Origin of the sequence: Streptomyces sp. NBC_00259 (assembly GCF_036181745.1) — a bacterium.
In the GTDB taxonomy this organism is placed as follows: Bacteria; Actinomycetota; Actinomycetes; order Streptomycetales; family Streptomycetaceae; genus Streptomyces; species Streptomyces pratisoli.
The window spans coordinates 5720858-5743857 of record NZ_CP108080.1 but is presented as its reverse complement, the minus strand read 5'-3'; the positions used below and the strand labels follow the sequence as shown (position 1 = coordinate 5743857).

The 23000-nt window shown below is 72.4% G+C and carries 20 protein-coding genes; 7 read left to right on the top strand and 13 right to left on the bottom strand.

All coding sequences use genetic code 11. The features are described from left to right. Position 1: 1 nt before the first annotated feature. Genes OG766_RS26110 through OG766_RS26095 form a run of 4 tightly spaced genes read left to right on the top strand, consistent with a single transcriptional unit; the run spans position 2 to position 3937 of the window. Positions 2 to 1081: an ABC transporter permease gene (locus tag OG766_RS26110; RefSeq protein ID WP_328726314.1), complete on the top strand. Its 1080-nt coding sequence runs from the start codon at positions 2 to 4 to the stop codon at positions 1079 to 1081. Continuing rightward, the gene (locus tag OG766_RS26105; RefSeq protein WP_266384020.1) at positions 1078 to 1959 is read left to right on the top strand and encodes an ABC transporter permease; all 882 of its coding nucleotides are present in this window, start codon (positions 1078 to 1080) and stop codon (positions 1957 to 1959) included. Before OG766_RS26110 ends, OG766_RS26105 begins: the two co-directional genes overlap by 4 nt. Continuing rightward, the gene (locus tag OG766_RS26100) at positions 1956 to 2927 is read left to right on the top strand and encodes an ABC transporter ATP-binding protein (protein ID WP_266384018.1); all 972 of its coding nucleotides are present in this window, start codon (positions 1956 to 1958) and stop codon (positions 2925 to 2927) included. The genes OG766_RS26105 and OG766_RS26100 overlap by 4 nt, the downstream gene beginning before the upstream one ends. Continuing rightward, the gene (locus OG766_RS26095) at positions 2924 to 3937 is read left to right on the top strand and encodes an ABC transporter ATP-binding protein (protein ID WP_266384017.1); all 1014 of its coding nucleotides are present in this window, start codon (positions 2924 to 2926) and stop codon (positions 3935 to 3937) included. The genes OG766_RS26100 and OG766_RS26095 overlap by 4 nt, the downstream gene beginning before the upstream one ends. A gap of 62 nt (positions 3938 to 3999) precedes the next feature. On the opposite strand, the gene OG766_RS26090 is transcribed toward OG766_RS26095, so the two are convergent. The 9 genes from OG766_RS26090 to rimP all read right to left on the bottom strand — a co-directional run bounded on the left by OG766_RS26090 (position 4000) and on the right by rimP (position 15911). After that, complete coding sequence (locus OG766_RS26090) at positions 4000 to 4950, bottom strand: bifunctional riboflavin kinase/FAD synthetase (RefSeq protein ID WP_266384015.1); 951 nt, start codon at positions 4948 to 4950, stop codon at positions 4000 to 4002. 53 nt (positions 4951 to 5003) lie between these two features. Then, positions 5004 to 8636, bottom strand: coding sequence for a trypsin-like peptidase domain-containing protein (locus OG766_RS26085; protein ID WP_328726313.1), 3633 nt, complete (start codon positions 8634 to 8636; stop codon positions 5004 to 5006). Between the two features lie 239 nt (positions 8637 to 8875). Next, positions 8876 to 9778 (bottom strand): tRNA pseudouridine(55) synthase TruB, encoded by a 903-nt coding sequence (gene truB / locus OG766_RS26080; protein WP_266384009.1) that lies wholly within the window; start codon positions 9776 to 9778, stop codon positions 8876 to 8878. Then, complete coding sequence (gene rbfA, locus OG766_RS26075; protein WP_266384006.1) at positions 9775 to 10227, bottom strand: 30S ribosome-binding factor RbfA; 453 nt, start codon at positions 10225 to 10227, stop codon at positions 9775 to 9777. The genes truB and rbfA overlap by 4 nt, the downstream gene beginning before the upstream one ends. A 27-nt stretch (positions 10228 to 10254) precedes the next feature. Further along, complete coding sequence (locus tag OG766_RS26070; RefSeq protein WP_266384004.1) at positions 10255 to 10548, bottom strand: DUF503 domain-containing protein; 294 nt, start codon at positions 10546 to 10548, stop codon at positions 10255 to 10257. 139 nt (positions 10549 to 10687) lie between these two features. Continuing rightward, complete coding sequence (gene infB / locus OG766_RS26065; RefSeq protein WP_266384001.1) at positions 10688 to 13792, bottom strand: translation initiation factor IF-2; 3105 nt, start codon at positions 13790 to 13792, stop codon at positions 10688 to 10690. Between the two features lie 156 nt (positions 13793 to 13948). Next, positions 13949 to 14242 carry a YlxR family protein gene (locus OG766_RS26060; protein WP_266383998.1) on the bottom strand — a complete coding sequence of 98 codons (294 nt, stop codon included), beginning with the start codon at positions 14240 to 14242 and terminating at the stop codon, positions 13949 to 13951. Between the two features lie 158 nt (positions 14243 to 14400). Continuing rightward, positions 14401 to 15396: a transcription termination factor NusA gene (nusA, locus tag OG766_RS26055; protein WP_266383995.1), complete on the bottom strand. Its 996-nt coding sequence runs from the start codon at positions 15394 to 15396 to the stop codon at positions 14401 to 14403. Positions 15397 to 15398: 2 nt separating this feature from the next. Next, positions 15399 to 15911 carry a ribosome maturation factor RimP gene (gene rimP / locus OG766_RS26050; protein WP_266383993.1) on the bottom strand — a complete coding sequence of 171 codons (513 nt, stop codon included), beginning with the start codon at positions 15909 to 15911 and terminating at the stop codon, positions 15399 to 15401. A gap of 152 nt (positions 15912 to 16063) precedes the next feature. Here rimP and OG766_RS26045 point away from each other — a divergent pair, with 152 nt between their 5' ends. The 3 genes from OG766_RS26045 to OG766_RS26035 are packed head-to-tail and all read left to right on the top strand — an operon-like array spanning position 16064 to position 17930. Continuing rightward, positions 16064 to 16615 carry a hypothetical protein gene (locus OG766_RS26045; RefSeq protein WP_328726312.1) on the top strand — a complete coding sequence of 184 codons (552 nt, stop codon included), beginning with the start codon at positions 16064 to 16066 and terminating at the stop codon, positions 16613 to 16615. Next, positions 16615 to 17040: a ferritin-like domain-containing protein gene (locus tag OG766_RS26040; RefSeq protein WP_266383987.1), complete on the top strand. Its 426-nt coding sequence runs from the start codon at positions 16615 to 16617 to the stop codon at positions 17038 to 17040. The genes OG766_RS26045 and OG766_RS26040 overlap by 1 nt, the downstream gene beginning before the upstream one ends. 17 nt (positions 17041 to 17057) lie before the next feature. Beyond that, positions 17058 to 17930 (top strand): aminoglycoside phosphotransferase family protein, encoded by an 873-nt coding sequence (locus OG766_RS26035; RefSeq protein ID WP_266383985.1) that lies wholly within the window; start codon positions 17058 to 17060, stop codon positions 17928 to 17930. A gap of 413 nt (positions 17931 to 18343) precedes the next feature. On the opposite strand, the gene OG766_RS26030 is transcribed toward OG766_RS26035, so the two are convergent. From OG766_RS26030 to ispG, 4 genes are all read right to left on the bottom strand, one after another. Next, entirely contained in the window at positions 18344 to 20038 is a 1695-nt protein-coding gene (locus tag OG766_RS26030) for a proline--tRNA ligase (protein WP_266383983.1), read from the bottom strand. 81 nt (positions 20039 to 20119) lie between these two features. Next, entirely contained in the window at positions 20120 to 20662 is a 543-nt protein-coding gene (locus tag OG766_RS26025; RefSeq protein WP_266383981.1) for a GNAT family N-acetyltransferase, read from the bottom strand. Between the two features lie 28 nt (positions 20663 to 20690). Continuing rightward, a complete protein-coding gene (locus OG766_RS26020; protein WP_266384507.1) occupies positions 20691 to 21536 on the bottom strand; it encodes a GNAT family N-acetyltransferase in 846 nt (281 codons plus the stop codon). 188 nt (positions 21537 to 21724) lie between these two features. Beyond that, positions 21725 to 22882, bottom strand: coding sequence for a flavodoxin-dependent (E)-4-hydroxy-3-methylbut-2-enyl-diphosphate synthase (gene ispG, locus OG766_RS26015; protein WP_266383978.1), 1158 nt, complete (start codon positions 22880 to 22882; stop codon positions 21725 to 21727). Positions 22883 to 23000 lie beyond the last annotated feature (118 nt).

Below are 23000 nucleotides of genomic sequence, written 5' to 3'. Positions count from 1 at the left end.
GATGAGCGGCACGGCGAGCACGGAGACGGCCCCGGCCACGACGCCCGTGGCCGCGGCGCCGGGGGCCCCGGAAGCGCGTGCCGACCGGCGCGGTGGTGCGACGGCCTCGGCGTACCCGGCCTATGTGGCCGGGAAGCTGGCAGGTGCGGTCGTGTCGCTGTTCGCCGTACTCGTCACCAGCTTCTTCCTCTTCCGGATCATCCCGGGTGATCCGGTCAAGGTCATGACCCACGGCATGCCCACGAGCGCGGAGCAACTGGCCACGCTGCGCCGTCAGTTCGGCCTCGACCTGCCGATGTGGCGGCAGTTCACCGACTACTGCGCGGGCGCGCTCACCGGCGACCTGGGCATGTCGTACCAGTTCCGCGCCCCCGTCGGAGAGCTCATCGCGCAGAAGCTGCCCGCGACGCTGCTGCTCACGGGCGTGGCCGTGGTGATCTACTCGGCGCTCGGGCTGTGGCTCGGTACACGCTCGGCGTGGCGGCACGGCGGAACGGGCGACCGGCTCCACACCGGGGTGGCGCTGACGCTGTGGTCGGTGCCGTCGTTCTGGCTCGGACTGTTGCTGATCATCACGTTCTCGGTGGGCGTCGGCCCGATCCCCGGCATGTTCCCGACCGGGGGCATGGAGTCGGGGGACGAGACGGGTGTCTCGTACGTCCTGGATGTCGCCCATCACATGGTGCTGCCGGTGCTGACGCTGGTCGCCGTCGGCTATGCCCAGACGCTGCTGGTGATGCGTTCCTCCCTGCTGGACGAGATGGGCAGCGACTATCTGACGACGGCACGGGCGAAGGGGCTGCGGGACGATGCGGTGCGGCGCCGGCACGCCGTACCGAACGCGCTGCTGCCCACGGTCACGATGGTCTTCATCAATCTCGGCCATGTGGCGGCCGGGTCGATCCTCGTCGAGACCGTCTTCTCCTGGCCCGGCCTCGGCGGGCTGTTCTACCAGGCGCTGAGCGTGCCCGATCTGCCGCTGGTGCAGGGCCTGTTCGTGGTCTTCGCGGGCGCGATGATCCTGATGAACCTGCTCGCCGACCTGCTGTATCCGATGCTGGACCCGAGGGTGGGCCGATGACTCTCACCTGGACACGTCGCCGCGCCTCCGTCGTACGGTTCTGGCGCGCGTACCGTACGCACCGCGCGGGCGTCGCAGGACTCGGCGGGCTCGCGCTGCTCGCCCTCGTCGCGTTCGCCGCACCGCTGCTCGTCGGCAGCGAGGTGCAGAGCGTCACCCATGCCCCGGGCGGGGCGCTGGAGTCGCCGAGCGGAGCGTTCCCGCTCGGCACCGACCAGTTCGGGCGCTCGCTGCTCGGGCTGCTGGTGTGGGGCGCGCGGATCTCGCTCACCGTGGGGCTGCTCGCGGCGGTGCTGTCGGTGGCGATCGGGACACTCGTGGGCATCGTGGCCGGCCACTACGGTGGCTGGTTCGCCACGGTCGTCATGCGGATCACCGACTGGTTCCTCGTGATGCCGACGCTGGTGCTCGCGATCGTGCTGGCGACGGTGATGTCGCGGAGCGTGTGGACGGTGATCCTGGCGATCGGCGTCACGACCTGGCCCACGACGGCGCGGCTGGTGAGGGCCCAGACGATCGCGGTCGAGTCCCGCCCGTACATCGAGCGGGCCAAGGCGCTCGGGGGCGGGCACCGGCACGTCATGGCCCGCCATGTGCTGCCCAATGTGATGCCGCTGGTCCTGGCCCAGACGACGCTCGGCATCTCCACCGCGATCCTGACGGAGGCGACGCTGGCGTTCCTCGGGCTCGGCGACCCGTCGGTCGTGTCATGGGGCGGCATGCTCCAGGACGCCCGGGAGGCGGGAGCCGTGTCGTCCGGGCACTGGTGGTACCTCGCCCCGCCGGGGATCGCCGTGGCGCTGGTCGCGCTGGCGTTCACACTGTGCGGACGGGCGATCGAGTCCGTGCTCAACCCGAAGCTGGGGGTGGGGCGTTGAGTCTGCTGGAGGTCAGGGACCTGCGGGTGACGTACGGGTCGGGGGCGTCCGCCGTCCCGGCCGTACGGGGTGTCGATCTGGCGCTCGGCGCGGGGCAGAAGCTCGGTGTCGCGGGCGAGTCGGGGTGCGGGAAGTCGACGCTGGCGCTGGCTCTGCTGCGGCTGCTGCCCGCGTCGGCGCGGCTGTCGGGCGAGATCCGCCTCGACGGCGAGGACGTCCTCACCATGTCCTGGGGGCGGCTGCGGGCCGTGCGCTGGGCGGGGGCGTCGATCGTCTTCCAGGGGGCGATGCACTCGCTCAACGCGGTGCACCGGATCGGGGAGCAGATCGCGGAGCCGCAGCTCGTGCACGGGCGGGCGACGCCGGGTGCGGCGAAGCGGCGGTCCGGGGAGCTGCTGGAGCAGGTGGGGCTGCCGGCCTCGCGCGCGGCGGCGTATCCGCACGAGCTGTCCGGCGGGCAGCGGCAGCGCGTGATGATCGCGATGGCGCTGGCCTGTGATCCGCGGCTGCTCGTGGCCGACGAGCCGACGACGGCGCTGGACGTCATGATCCAGGCGCAGATCCTGCGGCTGATCGAGCAGTTGGTCGCCGCGCAGGACATCAGCCTGCTGATGATCAGCCACGATCTGGCGGTGCTGGCCGACACCTGCGACCGGCTCGCGGTGATGTACGCGGGACGGGTGGTCGAGGAGGGGCCCGCGCGGGCCGTGTACGACGCGGCGGAGCACCCGTACGGACGGGCGCTGTCGGCGGCGTTCCCCCGCATCGGGGACCCTGCCTCGCGCCGGGCACCACAGGGGCTGCCCGGTGATCCGCCCGACCCGTCGGCGCTGCCGAGGGGCTGTACGTTCCATCCGCGCTGCCCCGTGGCGCTGGACGCCTGTGCGCGGGACGAGCAGGAGCTGCGCGAGGCGGGACCTGGCCGGCAGGCCGCGTGCGTCCACGCCGGGGCGGCGGTGCAGGCATGACGAGCGTCGAGGAGTCCCCCGTGACCGCGGCTTCCCTGCTGGCGGCGGCCGGCCTGCGTGTGACCTTCCCCGGACGACGGGGCGCGTCGGCGGCCCGCGCCGTCGACGGCGTCGATCTCGACATCGGCTCCGGCGAGATCGTCGCGCTCGTCGGCGAGTCGGGCTGCGGCAAGACGTCCCTCGCGCGGACGCTGCTCGGGCTGGTCGAACCGGCGGCGGGGCGCGTGACGTTCGGCGGGGCGCCTCTGTCGTACGGGTCGAGGGCCCTGAAGGCGTATCGCAGGCGCGTCCAGCTGGTGCTCCAGGACCCGAGCGGGTCGCTCAATCCCCGGCACACCGTGTACGAGGCGGTGGCGGAGGGCCTGCGGATCCACGGCTACGGGGGCGACGAGCGCGCCGCGGTCGCGGAGGCGCTCTCGCGGGCCGGGCTCCGGCCGCCGGAGCGGTTCTTCCTGCGCTATCCGCACGAGCTGTCCGGCGGCCAGCGGCAGCGCGTGGTCATCGCGGGCGCGCTCGTCCTGGAGCCCGAACTCATCGTCGCCGACGAGCCGGTGGCCTCGCTCGACGCCTCCGTCCGGGGCGAGATCCTGGCGCTGCTGCTGCGACTGCGCGACGAACTGGGCCTCTCCGCACTGGTGGTGACCCACGATCTGGGCCTGGCGTGGAACATCGCGGACCGGGTCGCCGTGATGTACCTGGGCCGGATCGTGGAGACGGGGCCGGTGGAGGACGTCCTGACGGCGCCGCGGCATCCGTACACGCGGGCGCTGCTCTCCGTCCTCCCCGAGTCCGCCGGTCCTCCGGTGGTCCTCACCGGGGAGCCCCCGGACCCGTCCCGGATCCCTGCGGGCTGCCGCTTCCACGCACGCTGTCAGATCCTGGCGTCGGGCGAGGCGGAGACGACGGGCGTCGCCGACCGCTGCCGCACCGAGGACCTGCCGGTCCTGCCGGGCTCGGGCCCGGCTGCGGTGGCCTGCCACTGGGCGGCGGCTCAGGTACTCGGCGCCTAGGTCCCTCAGGTGCACGGCGCCCAGGTCATGTCCGGGCCTTGGCGCGGGCCCCGCAGGAGACGTTACGCGTCGTACTCCGTCGTCAGTTCGCGTGCGCGCTTCACATCGTCCGCGATGGCGTCCAGAAGGGCCTCGATGGACTCGAACTTGGCCATGCCGCGCACGTACGCGAGGAAGTCGACGGCCACGTGGAGCCCGTACAGGTCGAGGCCGACGCGGTCGATCGCATACGCCTCGACGGTCCGCTCCGTGCCGTCGAACTGTGGGTTCGTGCCGACCGAGATCGCGGCGGGCATCCGCTCGCCGTCGGCGGTGAGCCAGCCGGCGTAGACGCCGTCCGCGGGGATCGCGGTGTGCGGGAGGGTCTCGACGTTCGCCGTCGGGTAGCCCAGCTCACGGCCGCGCTGGGCGCCGCGGACGACCACGCCCTCGACGCGGTGCGGACGGCCGAGGATCTCCGCCGCCCCCTCGACGTCGCCCTCGGCGATCAGGCGGCGGGTCAGGGTGGAGGAGAAGGGCTCGCCGCCGCCCGCCTCACCGCGGACGTAGAGGTCGACGACCTCGACCTCGTAGTCGTACGTCCGGCCGAGGTCGGCCAGGAACTCGACGTTGCCGGCCGCCTTGTGGCCGAAGCGGAAGTTCGGTCCCTCGATCACGGCGCGGGCGTGGAGCTTGTCCACCAGCACCTTCACGATGAAGTCGGCGGGCGACAGCTTGGAGAACTCCGAGGTGAACGGGAGGATCAGCACCGCGTCGACACCAAGCTCCGCCATCAGCTCCGCGCGCCGGTGGTGCGGGGCGAGCAGCGGCGGGTGGCTGCCGGGGCGCACGACCTCGCTGGGGTGCGGGTCGAAGGTGACCACGACCGACGGCACACCCAGTTCGCGCGCCCGCTCCACGGCCCGCCCGATGATCAGCTGGTGGCCCCGGTGCACACCGTCGTAGGAACCGATGGTGACGACGCTGCGCCCCCAGTCCTGGGGGATGTCCTCCAAGCCACGCCAGCGCTGCACTGTGACCGCTCCTCGCCCAACCAGAATCAAACCTGTGTACGCATTGATGCGTCTTACGCAGGTCTAAGACTGCCATGCCCACGGTCCTCCGTCGGCATCGGCACCGTCCTGCCCAGTGCCTCCAAGGTCCGGCGTGTGCTGGGGCCGACCAACGCCGCCCACTCCCGCGGCGCCTCGGCCTGCCAGGTCACGACCTGAGCGGCGAAGCCGGGCACCCGGTGGGCCAGCTCGACGAGGCGGCGGTCGAAGCGGTTCGCGCCCTCGAGCGTACGGACGAACAGGACGCCGGTGCGGTGGACCAGCTCGCGGGTCCGGGCGTCCGCGCACCGGCCGGAGCCGAGTGCCGCGGCCTCGAGCAACGCGTCCAGGACCGCCAGGTTCCCGCTCTCGTGCCGCTCGTGCTCCAGAAGTACGTCGAGCAGCCCGGCCCGCAGCGGCTCGGCGGCCGGCGAGCCCGGGGGCGCCGCGAGCACGGCGGCCAGCGCGCCCCGTACCTCCACGGACCGTCCCCGCAGCAGGTCCATGACGAGGGGGACGAGCACGGCACGGGCGGCCGGGCCGTGTTCCAGCCGGCGCTCGACGAAGGCCGCGGCGCCCGCCGCCGCATCTGGCCGGGAGCCGGCGTGCTCGGCCACGAGCACGGCGGCGCGGCGGGCCAGCGCGGGCGTGCCGAACTCGGCCAGCGCCCGCAGGACGTCGCCCGCCCCGTCGCCGGAGCCCGCACCGTCCCCGTCGCCGGAGCCGACGCCGTCTGCGACGCCCGGCCCGTCGGCCGCCTCACGCAGCCGGGCGCGGAACGCCGCGAACACGGGCTCCGGATGGGTCGACGCCGCACCGGCGAGGACCTCCGCGGTCAGCCCCTGCTCCCCGCGGCGGTACGCGGCCAGCGCCCGCCCGAGGTAGCGGGGCCTGGTGCGCGGGTCCCGTACGAGGAGCGCGAGCGCGGCGCCGTGCAGTGCGGTGTCGGCCGGCCGGGCCAGCAGCGCCAGTGCGGCGAACCGCAGCAGGTCCCGGTCGGTCCCGCCGGTGACCCGGACGGCGACGGCCGGACCGTACGTCGCCGCGGCGAGACGACGGCCGGGCCGGCTGTCGTCGTGCGCCCAGCGGTCGACGGCCCGGCAGACGGCGGACGGCTCGTCCTCCACGAGAGCGGCCAGCAGCTCCGCCGCGCGGGGGTGGGCGGTGCTGACGAGCGCCTCGCACAGATCGTCCACCGACCGTCCGCGATGGGTGTGGAGCAGCGCCTGGGCGGCTCCGGCGACGGTGGGCCGCATCGCGGCTCCCGGCCCTGCGGGCAGGGGCCGGTCATCGGTGAACCAGCGGCAGAGCAGCGGCTGTACGTCCCGGGGCGAGCGGGCCAGCTCCTCGGCGACCGCGTCCAGGAAGCGTGGCGGGGAGCCGCTCGGCGCGGTCCCGGCGGCACGCTCCGGAGCACCGTCCGCCGGGACGAGACGGCGGAAGAGATCCATCCGCTCCGCCTCGCCGACGCGCAGCCGCTGCCAGAACCTGGGCCCGAACTCCCCCAGTCCGCCCAGGTTCCGCGGTCCGCCCTCGCGCAGGGAGCGGCGGGTGACGCGGTCCGCGAGGGTGCGCAGGACACCGAGGTACGCGCGCGGCACGGGGACACGCAGCAGCGTCTCCCGCAGCAGCCCGCACGCCCACCAACGCGCGTCGTCCGACAAAGGCTCCCCCTCGCCGAACGCCTCGTCGGACGCCTCGTCGAACCCCTCGTCCAGCGCCTCGATCAGGGCCGTCAGCCGCGGCCCCAGCGCGGACGGCCCGGAGCGGCGGTCGATGAGCAGCAGGGCCTGGACCACGGTGCCGATCAGGTGCCGCGGCGGCGTGGGCGCAACGTCTTCCGCCGCGTCCGGCCCCGCATGGCCGAGCAGCGGGTGCAGTACCCCGTCCACGTCGAGATGCGCCGCCTGGAGCCACCGCGCGAACTCCTCGTGCGCGAAGCGGTATCCGGCGCCCGCGCGGACCAGCAGGCCCTCGCCCAGGACCGCGGACGCCCAGCCCGTCCGCCAGGGGAACAGCTCGCCGAAGGTCTCCCGGTCGAGCCCTCCCTCCCCGGAGCCGAGAGACCGCCTCGCGGCCTCGTGCACCTGCCCCGAGACGCGCGCCGCGAGCCGCCGCACCGCCGTCGCCCGCGGCTCGGGCCGTTCCGCCGCCGCGATCCGTGCCGCCGCCCGCAGGCACACCAGGTCCAGGTACGCACCGAAGATCTCGTCCCGGGACGGCCTCCCCGGTACGTCACCCGGCAGGGCCTCACGTACCTCGGCGAGCAGCCGCAGCGCCAGCGGATGGCGGGCGTCGGCGCCGGTCAGGGCTCCGGGCGGCAGTCCGTACCGGACACGGGCGTCCTCCGCCTCCTGCTCGGTGAGCGCGGTGAGACGTACCACCGGGCGGTGAACTGCGGTCCGAGCCGCGGTCCGCGGACGGAGCGCCCCGGGCTGCTCCCCGTACCCGGACCGTTCCCAGTGGTCGTGTCCGGAAGCGATCACGAGCCGTACATCGTTCTCACGCAGCCAGCGCGTCGTCTGCGCCGTCCATGCGCGGAGGCGGCCGGCGAGGGCGGCCGGCATCTCCTCGGGACCGTCGAGCAGAACGAACAGCGGGCGCCCGGCTTCCCGCGCGACGCGCGCCACTTCCCCGGGACCGGCCTCCCAGCCGGCGCCGGGAACGGCCTGCGAGCCACGACGCTGGGCCATGACACCGGCGACGATACGGCCCGACCGGCTGAGCGTACGAGCGACGGCGTCCGCGAGGGAGGCGTCGCCCTCGCGCAGGTCGGCGCCGCGCAGCCAGAGGCTGACGGCCGGTTCCGGGGACCTGGCGCGACGGGCGGCGAGGGCGGTGAGTTCGGTGGTGCGGCCCGTTCCGGCGTCCCCCGTCAGCCCGAGGACGAGCGCTCCTGACTCCTCGAAGGCCTCGAACTCCTCGATGACGACGGGACGTTCGACCGGGTCGGCGCGGACGCCGGTGCTCCCGGCCGGACTTGCCGGATCGAGGGAGACGGCGGCGAGCCGCAGCGCGCCCGCGACATTGAGGTCGGCCCCGAACCCGGGAACCGTCGCCGCGTTGCGCCGCAGCAGTTCGGCGAGCGGCCCGGCGGGATCACGCGCCGCGGTCGCCCGCAGCGGTACGGCGAATCCGGCCGCCGGATGCCCCGTGTGCAGCGCGGTGCCGAGCACCGCCACGACGGAACCGGTCGTGGCGTCCAGCACGGGTCCGCCCGTGGCCGTGCCGCCGGGCCGCAGGGCGTCGCTCCCGTCCGCGCCGATCGCCAGTTCCAGGGCGTCGTCGAGGAGATGGAAGCGATCGGCCGCCGTGTAGGTGGCCCGGGCCGCGCCGAGGACCCGGGCCTCGCGCCAGCCACCCGCGGGGACGCGTACGTAGGCGCCGCTCTCCACCGTGTCCCGTACGGTCACCGGCAGCGGCCGTACGTCGAGCCCTTCGGTACGGATGAGCGCGAGATCCGCCTCCGGAACCGGCACCACGGCGTCGCCGCCGGCGAGGCGCACGACACCGTCGCCCGGTGCACGCACCATGACCCTGTCGAGCCCGTCGACGGCTTCATGGCTGGTGACGACCGTGCCCCGGTCGTCCGCGACGAACCCGGTCCCACGCGGCCGGCCCGCCGGATCACAGATGCGCACCAACGTCGCCAGGTCCCCGCGTCCCATGGCCCGACGGTAGGCCGGAGTTGATCACCGGGAGAAGGCCGCCGGGCGAACGCGCCCCCCAGTGCCCCCTCGGTGCACTCCGAGCGCCTGCCCGATGGGGTGAATCCGCACGGCGATGCGGATAGACACCCTGCGAGGGGGATCGTGGAGCGGGCAGCGGCCGTGCCCGCTCCACGATGGAAACCGGAAACCTCCGGCGAACCGGGCTCTACGCACCGGTCAGGACCGCGGCGCGGCCGTCAGCCGAAGACCGCGAGGCTCTTCGCCTTGCCCCGGTGCTGTTCGACCAGCGCCAGGAAGCGGTCCTCCGGGCCGAAGACGGCCACCGCGCCCTCCGTGTCGAAGGCCGGCATGTCCAGCCGTACGCCGTTCAGGAGCAGCCGGGCGCGCTTCTCGTCGACGTCCCAGCGCGGGAACGCCGCCGCGGCGGCCTCGCCGATCGGCATGACCGTCAGCTCCTCCTGGAGCTGGTCCAGCGTCTTCGCCACATCGAGCTTGTACGGACCGACGCGGGTGCGGCGCAGCGCGGTCAGATGTCCGCCCACGCCGAGCCCGGCACCGAGGTCGCGGGCGAGTGCCCGGATGTACGTGCCCGAGGAGCAGACGACCGAGACGACGAGGTCGACGACGGGGGTGCCGTCGGCGGCGACCGCCTCGCGGATGTCGTAGACCTGGAAGGACGACACGGTCACCGGACGGGCCGGGATCTCGAAGTCCTCGCCGCCACGCACCCGCGCGTACGAGCGCTTGCCGTCGATCTTGATGGCGCTGACCTTGGACGGGACCTGCATGATGTCGCCGGTCAGCTCGGCGACGCCCGCGTAGACGGCGTCGCGCGCGACCCCGGAGGCGTCGGTGGACGAGGTGATCTCGCCCTCGGCGTCGTCCGTGACGGTGTTCTGGCCGAGCCGGATCGTACCGAGGTACTCCTTCTCGGTCAGGGCGAGATGACCGAGGAGCTTGGTGGCCTTCTCGACGCCGAGGACCAGGACTCCCGTGGCCATCGGGTCGAGGGTGCCGGCGTGACCGACCCGGCGGGTCCTGGCGATGCCGCGCATCTTGGCGACGACGTCGTGCGAAGTGAAGCCGGACGGCTTGTCGACGATGACAAGTCCGTCCGGCGTCCTGTTGTGCTGAGTCATTCGGAGGCTGTGTCCCCGTCCTCGTCCTCGTCCTCCGGCTTGCGGTACGGGTCGGCGTCGCCGGCGTACGTCTTGCCGGTGGAGGCTTCACGGACCTCCGCGTCCTTGGCGCGCGCCTTGTCGAGCAGATCGTCGATCGTGCGCGCGTTGTCGGGGAGGGCGTCCGGGACGAAGCTCAGGGTCGGCGTGAAGCGGACCCCGGTCTGCCGGCCGACCTCGGAGCGGAGGACACCCTTGGCCGACTCCAGCGCCGCGGCGGACGCGGCACGCTCCTCGTCGTCCCCGTAGACCGTGTAGAAGACCGTGGCCTCCCGCAGGTCGCCGGTGACCCGGGCGTCCGTGATCGTGACGAAGCCCAGCCGCGGATCCTTGATTCGCCGGTCCAGGGTCTCCGCGACCACGACCTGGATGCGATCGGCCAGCTTACGGGCCCGCGCGTTGTCGGCCACCGGTCCTTCTCCTCTTTCGCTTACTACTCAGTCTTCGTCCCCGTGGAGCCGCCGTCGAACCGACAGCAGTTCCACCTCTGGCCGGGCGGCGACGAGGCGCTCGCACCGGTCCAGTACGTCTGTGAGGTGCCCCGGATCCCCGGACACCGCCGCAAGGCCGATCTCGGCCCTGCGGTGAAGGTTCTGACCGCCCACTTCGGCCACTGCCACCGCGTACTTGCGCTGGAGTTCGGCCACGATCGGGCGGACCACGGAGCGTTTCTCCTTCAGCGAGCGAACGTCGCCGAGAAGCAGATCGAAGGACAGCGTCCCCACAAACATGTATGTCCGGATGTCCCGCCGGTACGGGTTCGGTAGATGCCCTGCCCGCTCTTGGCAGGGACATCAAGAACCGTACACGCACGGCCGGGGCCGATCGACGGGATTACGTCCCGTCGACCGGCCCCGACCACTGTGTGCGTCAGCCGCGCGGCTTCTCGCGCATCTCGTACGTCGCGATGACGTCGTCGATCTTGATGTCGTTGAAGTTTCCGAGGTTGATACCACCCTCGAAGCCTTCGCGGATCTCGGTGACGTCGTCCTTGAAGCGACGCAGGCCCTCGATGTTGAGGTTCTCCGCGATGACCTTGCCGTCGCGGATGAGGCGCGCCTTGGTGTTGCGCTTGACCTCGCCCGAGCGGATGAGAACACCCGCGATGTTGCCCAGCTTGGACGAGCGGAAGACCTCGCGGATCTCCGCCGTACCGAGCTCGACCTCTTCGTACTCCGGCTTGAGCATGCCCTTGAGGGCCGCCTCGATCTCCTCGATCGCCTGGTAGATGACCGAGTAGTAACGGACGTCCACACCCTCGCGCTCGGCCATCTGCGTGGCACGCCCGGCGGCGCGCACGTTGAAGCCGATCACGATGGCGTCGGAGCCGGTCGCCAGGTCGATGTCCGACTCGGTGACCGCACCGACACCGCGGTGCAGCACGCGGATGTCGACCTCTTCGCCGACGTCGAGCTGGAGCAGCGAGGACTCGAGAGCCTCCACCGAACCGGACGCGTCGCCCTTGATGATGAGGTTGAGCTGCTGGACCTCGCCGGCCTTGAGCACCTTGTCCAGGTCCTCCAGCGACACCCTGCGGGTGCGCTTGGCGAACGCGGCGTTGCGCTCACGGGCGGCACGCTTCTCGGCGATCTGACGGGCCGTACGGTCCTCGTCGACGACCAGGAAGTTGTCGCCGGCGCCCGGGACGTTGGTGAGACCAAGGACCAGGACGGGAGTCGACGGGGTCGCCTCCTCCACGTTGTTGCCCTTGTCGTCGAGCATCGCGCGGACACGTCCGTACGCGTCGCCGACGACCATCGTGTCACCGATGCGCAGGGTGCCTCGCTGGACCAGGACGGTCGAGACGGCACCGCGGCCGCGGTCGAGGTGGGACTCGATCGCGATGCCCTGCGCGTCCTGCTCCGGGTTGGCGCGGAGGTCCAGGGCGGCGTCCGCCGTCAGGACCACGGCCTCCAGCAGGGAGTCGATGTTCAGACCCTGCTTGGCGGAGATGTCGACGAACATGGTCTCGCCGCCGTACTCCTCGGCCACCAGGCCGAACTCGGTCAGCTGACCGCGCACCTTGGTCGGGTCCGCACCCTCGACGTCGATCTTGTTGACCGCGACCACGATCGGCACGTCGGCCGCCTTGGCGTGGTTCAGCGCCTCGATCGTCTGGGGCATCACACCGTCGTTGGCCGCCACCACGAGGATCGCGATGTCGGTCGACTTGGCACCACGGGCACGCATGGCGGTGAACGCCTCGTGACCCGGGGTGTCGATGAAGGTGATGCGGCGCTCTTCCTCGTTGACCTTGGTCGAGACCTGGTACGCACCGATGTGCTGCGTGATACCGCCGGCCTCGCCCGCGACGACGTTCGTCTTGCGGATGGCGTCCAGCAGCCGGGTCTTACCGTGGTCGACGTGACCCATGACGGTCACCACCGGCGGACGCGCGACCAGGAACTCCTCGCCGCCCTCGTCCTCGCCGAACTCGATGTCGAAGGACTCGAGAAGCTCGCGGTCCTCCTCCTCCGGGCTGACGATCTGAACGGTGTAGTTCATCTCGCCGGCGAGGATCTGCAGCGTCGCGTCGGACACGGACTGCGTGGCCGTGACCATCTCGCCGAGGTTCATCATCACGGCGACGAGCGACGCCGGGTTGGCGTTGATCTTCTCCGCGAAGTCGGTGAGGGACGCACCGCGCGACAGACGAACGGTCTCGCCGTTGCCGCGAGGCAGCATCACACCGCCGACGGACGGGGCCTGCATGGCCTCGTACTCCTGGCGCCTCTGCCGCTTCGACTTACGGCCACGACGCGCCGGACCGCCGGGACGGCCGAACGCACCCTGCGTGCCACCGCGGCCGCCGGGACCACCCGGACGTCCGCCGAAGCCGGGACGGCCACCGCCGCCACCGAAGCCGCCACCGCCGCCACCGGGGCCACCGCCACCGGGACGACCGGCGAAGCCGCCGCCACCACCGGGACGACCGCCGCCACCGGGACCGGCCGGACGGCCGGCGAAGCCGCCGCCGCCAGGACGACCGGCACCGCCGGGACGACCGCCGCCACCACCGGGGCCACGACCGCCGCCGCCACCACCGGGACCGGGACGCGGACCGGCAGCGGGACGCTGCGGCATCATGCCCGGGTTCGGACGGTTACCACCGGGGCCGCCGCCGGGGCCACCGGCTCCACGCGGAGCCTGCGGACGCGGCATGCCGCCCGGGGTCGGACGGGCGCCGCCGGGACCGGCCTGCGGACGGGGACCGCCCTGACCGGCGCCCTGCGGACGCGGACCACCCGGGGCACCGGCACCACCGGGACGCGGGGCGCCACCCGGACGGGGCGCCTGGGGGCGCGCCATGCCGGTGGAGCCGCCGGACGTGAAGGGGTTGTTGCCCGGACGCGGGCCCGCGGGACGGGCACCGGGACGCGAGCCCTGACGCTCGCCACCGGGGCGCGGCGCACCGGCACCGGGACGGCCTCCGCCGCCCTGGCCACCCTGGCCGGGACGAGCGGACGGACGCGGACCGGGAGTCGCACCGGACCGGGGACCGGCAGCCGGAGCGGCCGGGGGCGCGGTGAACTCGGGCGCGGCCGGAGCGGCCGGGGTGACCGGAGCCGGCTTCGGGGCGGCCGGGGGCTTGGGGCCCGGGGTCGGCCGCGGGCCGGGGGCCGGAGCCGCAGCCGCGGGAGCACTCTTGGGAGCCTCGGCAGCGGCCGGCTTGGGAGCCGGTGCGCCGGGCTTGGGGGAATTGGGGACAGCGGGACGCGCCGCCTGCGCCGGGGAGGGCGCTGCGGGCTTCGCGGGGGCCGCCTTGCGCGGCGCCGCGGGCTTTCCGGCAGCGCGCTTCGCGGGGGAGGCCCCGGAGCCCTGCTGGAAAGCATCAGTCAATTTGCGTACAACCGGCGCCTCGATCGTCGAGGACGCCGAACGGACGAATTCACCGAGTTCTTGGAGCTTGGCCATGACGACCTTGCTCTCCACACCGAACTCCTTGGCGAGTTCGTATACCCGGACCTTAGCCACTTCGCTCCTTTTAGGTCCGGGTTACCGCCGGACCGTTGCTACTTCATGGGCGTACTCATCGCGTACTCATCGAGTGCTCATCGCAATCTCGACCTACTTCCAACTCGCGAGGTACCTGACCGCATGGGGATCCGTGCGGTACTGCTTCCTACCTTCTTACGGTGCTGCCTGCGACGCCGCCATCGCCTCGATGGTGCGGCGTACATCCGCGGTATCGAGCGGCCCCTGGACCCTGAGGGCCCTCGGGAACGCCCGGCGGCGGACCGCCAGGTCGAGACAGACCGAGGCGGGGTGCACATACGCACCCCGGCCGGGCAGCGTACCGCGATGATCGGGGACGCATACGCCCTCGACCGCCACGATGCGCAGCAGATCGCGCTTGGCCGCTCGCTCCCTGCACCCTGTGCACGTTCGCTCAGGGCATGCGCGGGCGTGCGTCCGACCAGACACGACTCAGTCTACCTCCCCGTACCGACCTCACCCCTTTGGGGCAAGAATCGAACAGTTGATGGCTCAAAACTCTTGGCGATCCTTCGGTCACGGAACGCGCCGGTTCCGTGATCTGTTCCCGGACGAGATCCGGGGCCCGGCCTGTCGGCCGGAGGTTCTCAGCCCTGTTCGGCGGGCTGTTCCGTGTCCGGACGGATGTCGATGCGCCATCCGGTGAGCCGAGCGGCGAGGCGGGCGTTCTGGCCCTCCTTGCCGATCGCCAGCGACAACTGGTAGTCGGGCACCGTCACCCGTGCGGACCTGGCGCCGAGATCGACGACCTCGACCTTGGAGACACGGGCCGGGGAGAGGGCGTTGGCGACCATCTCCGCCGGGTCGTCCGACCAGTCGACGATATCGATCTTCTCGCCGTGCAGCTCGGCCATGACATTGCGCACCCGGCCGCCCATCGGGCCGATGCACGCACCCTTGGCGTTCAGGCCGCTGCGCGTGGAGCGCACGGCGATCTTCGTACGGTGGCCGGCCTCACGGGCGATCGCCGCGATCTCGACCGAGCCGTCGGCGATCTCCGGGACCTCCAGGGCGAAGAGCTTTTTCACCAGATTGGGGTGGGTCCTCGACAGGGTGACGGACGGACCGCGCACTCCCTTGGCCACCCGTACGACATAGGTGCGCAGCCGCAGTCCGTGCGTGTAGTCCTCGCCCGGGACCTGCTCCTGCACCGGAAGGATGGCTTCCAGCTTGTCGTCGAGCTTCACCAGGACGTTCTTGGGGTCCTTGCCCTGCTGGACCTGGCCGGCGACGACATCCCCCTCGCGGCGGGCGTACTCGCCGAAGGTGACGTCGTTCTCGGCGTCCCGCAGCCGCTGCTGGATGACCTGGCGGGCGGTGGACGCGGCGATACGGCCGAAGTCGTGCGGGGTGTCGTCGAACTCGCGGGGCTCCTGGCCCTCCTCGAGCTCCGCCGGGTCCTCCTTCGCCCACACCGTCACATGCCCGGTCTGCCGGTTGAGCTCGACGCGGGCGTGCCGACGGCTTCCCTCGGTGCGGTGGTACGCGATGAGGAGGGCCGACTCGATCGCGTCGACCAGCAGGTCGAAGGCAATCTCCTTCTCCTGTGCCAAGCCCCTCAGGAGCTTCACGTCGATGTCCACGGCTACGCCTCCTCTTCCTTCTTGTCCTTGCGGTTGAACTCGATCTCCACGCGCGCCTTGGCGATCTCGGCGAAGGTGACACGGCGGGTGGTGGGCTTACGGCCCTTCACACCCGGCACCTCCAGGTCGAGGCCCTCGTCGTCCAGGTCGAGGATCCGGGCGACCAGCTCGCCGGCGGGCGCGCCCTCCGGGGTGATCAGCTGGAACCTGGCCAGGCGGCCCTTGGCGCGTACGTAGTGGCGGTGCTCCTTGAGCGGGCGCTCCGCGCCGGGGGAGGTCACCTCGAGCTGGTACTCGCCGTCCCCCATGGCGTCGCTCTCGTCGAGCTTGTCGGAGATGACACGGCTCAGCTCGGCGCAGGCGTCGAGATCCACACCCTCTTCGGAGTCCACGACGATACGCAGCACACGGCGGCGGCCGGCCCGGGACAGCTCGATCTCTTCCAGATCCAGATCCGCGGCGCTGACGAGCGGTTCGAGCAGTCCGCGCAGCCTCTCGCTCTGGGTGGTGCTCATCCGGGTGACTCCTCGGCCGCGTGTGCTGTTGTGGGTTTCGTCGCGTGTCAGCACAAAGGGTATCCGGTCCCGGGGGGTGTTGCCGTCCACCCACGGATGACCCGCAGGTACGCTCGCCTGCGGTGATCACAGCGAGGCCGAGGAGACAGGGCGTGGAGCGCACCGGGACGACACGCAGACGTGCGCTCATAGGGGCGGGAGCGGCCGTCACGGCGGCGCTGTCCGGGTGCTCCTCGGACGAGCCCGGCGCCCGGCGCGACGCGCCGCCGTCCGTCTCGGCGGAGACCCTGCTGCGACGGCGGAGCGCGGCGCTGAGCAGCGCGCTGCTCGGGCGGTACGACGCGGTCCTCGCCGCGCATCCGGGGCTGGCGCCCCGGCTGGCCCCGCTGCGGGCGCAGGTGGCGCTGCATGTGGAGGCGCTGTCGCCGACGGGGGACCGGCCGCGGCCCGCGTCCTCGCCGTCGTCGTCGTCGTCGGCCGGGGCTGCGGCGTCACCGTCGCCGTCGTCCAGTGCGTCGCCGTCGGCGGCCGTTCCCGCCGATGCCGGTGCGGCTGTGCGGGAACTCGCCTCGGCCGAGCGGAGTACCGCCGCGGCGCACACCGCCGCGCTGACCGGTGCGCCGCCGGAGTACGCCCGGCTGCTCGCCTCGGTCGCCGCGGCCGGTGCCGTGCACGTGTATCTGCTGACGAAGGGGTCCCGCTGATGAGCACGCTGAACGCCGTGCAGGCCGTGCTCGCCGCCGAGCACGCCGCGGTGTACGGGTACGGCGTCGTCGGCGGCCGGGCCGGTGAGGACCGGCGCCCCGAGGCGAAGGCGGCCTACTCGGCGCACCTGGTCCGCCGCGACGCGTGGGAGCGGACCGTCCGTGACCTCGGCGGGAACCCCGTCGCCGCGCAGGCCGCGTACGCTCTGCCCTTCGCGGTGCCGGACGCCGCGGCCGCGGTACGGCTCGCCGCGGTGCTGGAGGACAGGGTCGCCGGCGTCTACTCCGATCTCGTCCGCGCCGCGGAAGGGCCGCTGCGCCGACAGGCGGCGGACGCGCTGAGCGAGGCGGCGGTGCGGGCGGTGCGGTGGCGGGGCACCGGCGTAGCCTTTCCTGGGCTTGCCGAGCGAGCCGCAGGGCAGTGAAAGGGAACGACGCACGCATGGGTTTTGAACCGCCCCAGCGTCTGGTGCGGGCGCTCGGCGACAACGACTGGCTCGGACGGCTGCCGAAGCTCTTCGAGGAGACGGTCGCCCGGCACGGTCTGGAGATCGAGCGGGTGATGGCGCCGGGCGGCCGGAGCAGCCTGGTCGTCCTCGTACGGCAGCAGGACGGTACGCCGGCCGCGCTGAAGATCGTCCCGCCGTTCGCGGCGCCGGAACTGGAGCGGGCCGCGCTCGCGCACTGGGACGGATTCGGTGCGGTGCGGCTGCTGGGCGGCTCCGAGGAGGCGCTGCTGCTGGAGCGACTGCACCCCGAGATGTCGGTGCGCTCGCTGCCGGACGCGAAGGCGCTGCTGGAGGCGGCGGGCACCGTGCGACGACTGTGGGTGGAACCGCCGGCCGGGCACGCCTTCGAGACGGTGGCCGAGCGCACGGGGCGTCAGGCGGCGGCGCTGTCGGGCAACGCGGACGTGGCGCCCCCGGCACTCGTGGCGGCGGCGCTGTCCGCGCGGGAGGAGCTGACCGCGCTCTCCCCCGAGGAACTGCTGCTCCACGGCAACTTCCGCCAGAGCAAGGTCCTCGCGGGCGACCGTACGCCGTGGCTCGCGGTCGGTCCTGAGCCGCTGGTCGGCGAGCGGGCCTACGACCTCGCGCGGCTGGCCCGGGACCGGGCCGAGGACCTGATCGCCGCGTCCGCCGGCGCCTCCTCCGCCCGACGCCGGGTGAACCGCCTCGCGGACTCCCTGGACGTCGACCGGGACCGCCTGCGCGGCTGGACGCTGTTCCGCGCGGTGGAGTCGGGCACGCGCGCGATCGCCGCGGGGCGCCGCGCGGAGGGCGAACTCTCGCTGGAGTTCGCCGGCTGGCTCTAGCCCGTTTCCGGCGTTCCGGCGTTCCGGCGAATCCCGCCTGGCGCGCGGACGCCCGGCACTCTCCCGGTGCGTGTGCACGGAGACGGCCCCCGCCCCCGTAGCTCGTGTCTGGGGGGGTGCTCCCACTCCGGGCGCCTGTGCCCGGGAGACGCCCCCCGTAGCCCTCCGGGCACGGGAGATGCCCCCGTGGCGCGTTGCCGGGATCATCCCGTACGTGCGGGACGCGGACGACCTCCGCCAGCCTCGGCCGGGGCTACCCTCGCCGCCTTTCGACAGCACGCACCGGACGCGGCCTCGCGCGGGACCCACGGGGCGCTGCCGGGCACGGGGCCGTCGTACGTCCGCATGCCGGGGAGTGGTGGGTGGTACGGCCCGTGGCGCCCGGGACAGAGCCGGGCGCCGTGGGACGGAGGTCAGGACGTGAGGCGGGCCAGGGCCTCGGCGACGGTGAGTTCCTCGCGCTCGCCCGTACGGCGGTCCTTGAGTTCGACGACGCCCTCGCCCGAGCGGCGGCCCGCGACCAGGATCTTCGGGACGCCGATCAGCTCCGCGTCGGTGAACTTCACGCCCGGGGAGACCCCGGCCCGGTCGTCCACCAGCACGCGTACGCCCGCCGCGCCCAGCTTCTCCGCGACGTCGAGCGCGAGTTCGGTCTGGAGCGCCTTGCCCGCGGCGACGACGTGGACGTCCGCCGGGGCGACCTCGCCCGGCCAGCACAGGCCCTGCTCGTCGGCGTGCTGCTCGGCCAGCGCGGCGACGGCGCGGGAGACGCCGATGCCGTACGAGCCCATGGTCACGCGGACCGGCTTGCCGTTCTGGCCCAGAACGTCGAGCTGGAAGGCGTCCGCGTACTTGCGGCCGAGCTGGAAGATGTGGCCGATCTCGATCGCGCGGTCGAGCTTCAGCCCGGTGCCGCAGGACGGGCACGGGTCGCCGTCCTCGACGACGACCACGTCGAGGTGGTCGTCGACCTCGAAGTCACGGCCGGCCACGACGTTGCGGGCGTGCGTGTCCGGCTTGTTGGCGCCGGTGATCCACGCGGTGCCCGGCGCGACGCGCGGGTCCGCGATGTAGCGGACCTTCTCCAGGCCCTGCGGGCCGACGTAGCCGCGCACCAGGTCGGGGCGGCCCACGAAGTCCTCCGCCGTGACCAGCTCGACGGTGGCCGGTGCGAGGTGGTCGGTGAGCTTGCCGAGGTCGACCTCGCGGTCACCGGGCACGCCGACCGCGACGATCTCGCCGTCGACCTTCACGAGGAGGTTCTTGAGCGTGGCGGACGCCGGCACGCCCAGGTGCTCGGCGAGCGACTCGATGGTGGGGGTGTCGGGGGTGTCCAGCTCCTCGACGGGGCCGTGCTCACCGGAGGCGGGCTTCAGCGCGAAGGTGACGGCCTCCGTGTTCGCCGCGTAGTCGCAGGAGGGGCAGTAGACGAAGGTGTCCTCGCCCGCGGGCGCCGGGGCCAGGAACTCCTCGGACGCCGAGCCGCCCATCGCGCCGGAGACGGCGGAGACGATGCGGTGCTCCAGGCCGAGGCGCTGGAAGATCTTGATGTAGGCCTCGCGGTGCAGCCGGTAGGACTCCGCCAGGCCCTCGTCGGAGGTGTCGAAGGAGTAGGAGTCCTTCATCTGGAACTCACGGCCGCGCAGGATGCCCGAGCGCGGACGGGCCTCGTCGCGGTACTTCGTCTGGATCTGGTACAGGATGACCGGGAGGTCCTTGTACGAGGTGCACTGGTCCTTGACCAGCTGGGTGAAGATCTCCTCGTGGGTGGGACCGAGGAGGTAGTCCGCGCCCTTGCGGTCCTGGAGGCGGAACAGCTCGGCGCCGTACTCCTCCCAGCGCCCGGTCGCCTCGTACGGCTCCTTGGGCAGCAGGGCCGGCAGCAGCACCTCCTGGGCGCCGATGGCGTCCATCTCCTCACGGACGACGCGGGCGACGTTCTCCAGGACCCGCATGCCGAGCGGCAGCCAGCTCCAGATGCCCGCCGCGTTGCGACGGACGAAGCCCGCGCGGACCAGCAGCTTGTGGCTGAGCGTCTCGGCGTCCGCCGGGTCGTCGCGCAGTGTCTTGACCATCAGACGGGACATGCGCTGGACCTGGGCTGCCATGGGTTAACTCCTGCGTGCAAGGAAGGGTGATGTGCAGGAGGTTAGCCGGGCGGTGCCAGCGGGCGGAAATCAGTTCCGCGTTCACGCGCCCCGCATCAGCGGAAGCGGCGCCCCCATCACCGCGTACGGCTTCGGTGCGCTGGGGAACAGGACCTGGCGGGCCAGGTCCTCGTAGCCGAGCGCCCGGTACAGTCCGCGCGCCGGGCTCTCCACGTCGATCGCGGAGAGGATGGAGCGGGGCTGGGAGGCGCCGTCCGTGATGGTGGTGATCAGCGAGCGGCCGATGCCTCGCCCCTGGTACGCCGGGTGGACGTGCAGCTCGGTGATCACGAAGGAGTCGTCCAGCCAGTCGTCGCAGCCGTTGCCGCGGAGGTACGGCTCGACGACGGTGGACCACCAGTGGGTGCGGTCGTTCGGCATGCCGTAGACGAAGCCCACCAGACGGCCCTCTGGCGTCGTCGCTCCGAGGGCGTGGGCGCCGGGGCAGAGCAGATGCCGGAGCACGATATGGCGACGGATCCCGATCTCGTCCTCGGTGAGCCCGAAAGCGAGGGCCTGCACGGCGAGGGCGTCGTCCACGCGTGCGGCGAGGTTGACCGGAGCGACCTCGACATCGTGTTCCATGCGGGAACCCTACTTCGCCGTCAGCCGCTCAGAACAGCACGCTCATGAACGCACCGACCTCGCGGAATCCGACACGTCGGTACGCCGCGCGGGCCGCGGTGTTGTAGTCGTTGACGTACAGGCTGACCACCGGTGCGACTTCGGCGAGGGCGTAGCGGATCACGGCCGCCATCCCGGTCTCGGAGAGGCCGCGGCCGCGGAACGCGGGGTCGACCCAGACGCCCTGGATCTGGCAGGCCAGTGGAGTGGCCGCGCCGATCTCGGCCTTGAACACGACCCGGCCGTCGTCGATACGAGCGAAGGAGCGGCCGGCACCCACGAGTTCGGCGACGCGGGCCTGGTAGAGCAGTCCGCCGTCGCCGGCCAGCGGGGACACCCCGACCTCCTCCGTGAACATGGCCACGCAGGCGGGCATGATCACGTCCATCTCGTCCTTGCGGATGCGCCGGACGTACGGGTCGGGCGCGACGTCCGGGGGCATGGACTCGGTGATCATGAGCGGCTGGCGGGAGCGGACCTCGCGGGCCGGTCCCCAGCTGGGCTCCAGCAGCTGCCACAGGGCGGCGGTGGTCTCGGCCGGTCCGACGATGGAGGAGCAGCGGCGGCCGGTCCTGCGGGCGCGGTCGGCGAAGGCGCGGACGGCCTCGGGGGTGGCGCAGATGGGGACGAGGTTGGCGCCGGAGTAGCAGAGCGAGCGGAGCATTCCGTCGCTGTACCAGCCCCACATCTCGCCGCCGAGGCGCCAGGGGTCGAGGCCGGCGACCTGGACCCGGGCGGTGACGAAGGCGTTGGTGACGGGGTCGCTCTCCAGGACGGCGAGGGCGGCGCCGAGATCGCCGGGGTCGAGGACCCGAGTGGTGGTCTGCGTCAGCACGAGAGGGCCCTCCATCACTCCTTGCGGGCAACGACAGGTGCCGCTCGGTCGGCTAGCGTCGGCACGCGCCCTGCGATGGCTGCGGCCTGCTGGTCTGTGCACTTTACCTGGAGACGCCGGACGGTACCCCCTCGTGCGGAAGGACCGGGCCCCGGCTGGGGCGGCCCGGTCCTTCACGTCGCACGAGGTCAGCCGCTGACGGAGATCTCCGGCTCTCCGGAGGCGACGCCGTCCTTCTCCATCTGCTCGGCGATCTTCAGCGCCTCCTCGATGAGGGTCTCGACGATCTTCGACTCGGGGACGGTCTTGATGACCTCGCCCTTGACGAAGATCTGGCCCTTGCCGTTGCCGGAGGCGACGCCGAGGTCGGCCTCACGGGCCTCACCGGGTCCGTTGACGACGCAGCCCATGACGGCGACGCGCAGCGGCACCTCCATGCCGTCCAGACCCGCGGACACCTCGTCGGCCAGCTTGTAGACGTCGACCTGGGCGCGGCCGCAGGACGGGCAGGAGACGATCTCCAGACGGCGCTGGCGCAGGTTCAGCGACTCCAGGATCTGGATGCCGACCTTGACCTCCTCGGCCGGCGGCGCGGAGAGCGAGACCCGGATGGTGTCGCCGATGCCCTCGCTCAGCAGCGCGCCGAAGGCGACGGCGGACTTGATGGTGCCCTGGAAGGCCGGGCCGGCCTCGGTCACGCCGAGGTGGAGCGGGTAGTCGCACTGGGCGGCGAGCTGGCGGTAGGCGTTGACCATGACGACCGGGTCGTTGTGCTTGACCGAGATCTTGATGTCGTGGAAGTCGTGCTCCTCGAAGAGGGAGGCCTCCCACAGCGCGGACTCGACGAGCGCCTCGGGGGTGGCCTTGCCGTACTTCTGGAGAAGCCGGCGGTCGAGGGAGCCCGCGTTCACGCCGATGCGGATGGGAGTGCCGGCGTCCCTGGCCGCCTTGGCGATCTCCTTGACCTTGTCGTCGAACTGCTTGATGTTGCCGGGGTTGACGCGGACGGCGGCGCAGCCCGCGTCGATGGCCGCGAACACGTACTTCGGCTGGAAGTGGATGTCGGCGATCACGGGGATCTGCGACTTCCTGGCGATGGTGGACAGCGCGTCGGCGTCGTCCTGCGTGGGGCAGGCGACACGGACGATCTGGCAGCCGGACGCGGTGAGCTCGGCGATCTGCTGCAGCGTGGCGCCGATGTCGGAGGTCCGCGTCGTCGTCATCGACTGCACCGAGACGGGTGCGTCGCCACCGACGGCGACCGAGCCGACCTGGATCTTGCGGCTGACCCTCCGGTCGGCGAGCTTGGTCGGAACGGCCGGCATTCCGAGAGAAATCGCGGTCATCTGCTGTGCAACCCCAAGGTGTGGATCGAGGCCCCGAGAGGGCGGGCTCCAGCCTTCGAGATTACGCCACGGGCCTGGACCCCAGCACACCGCGGCGGCAAACCACCCGAAGGGACGC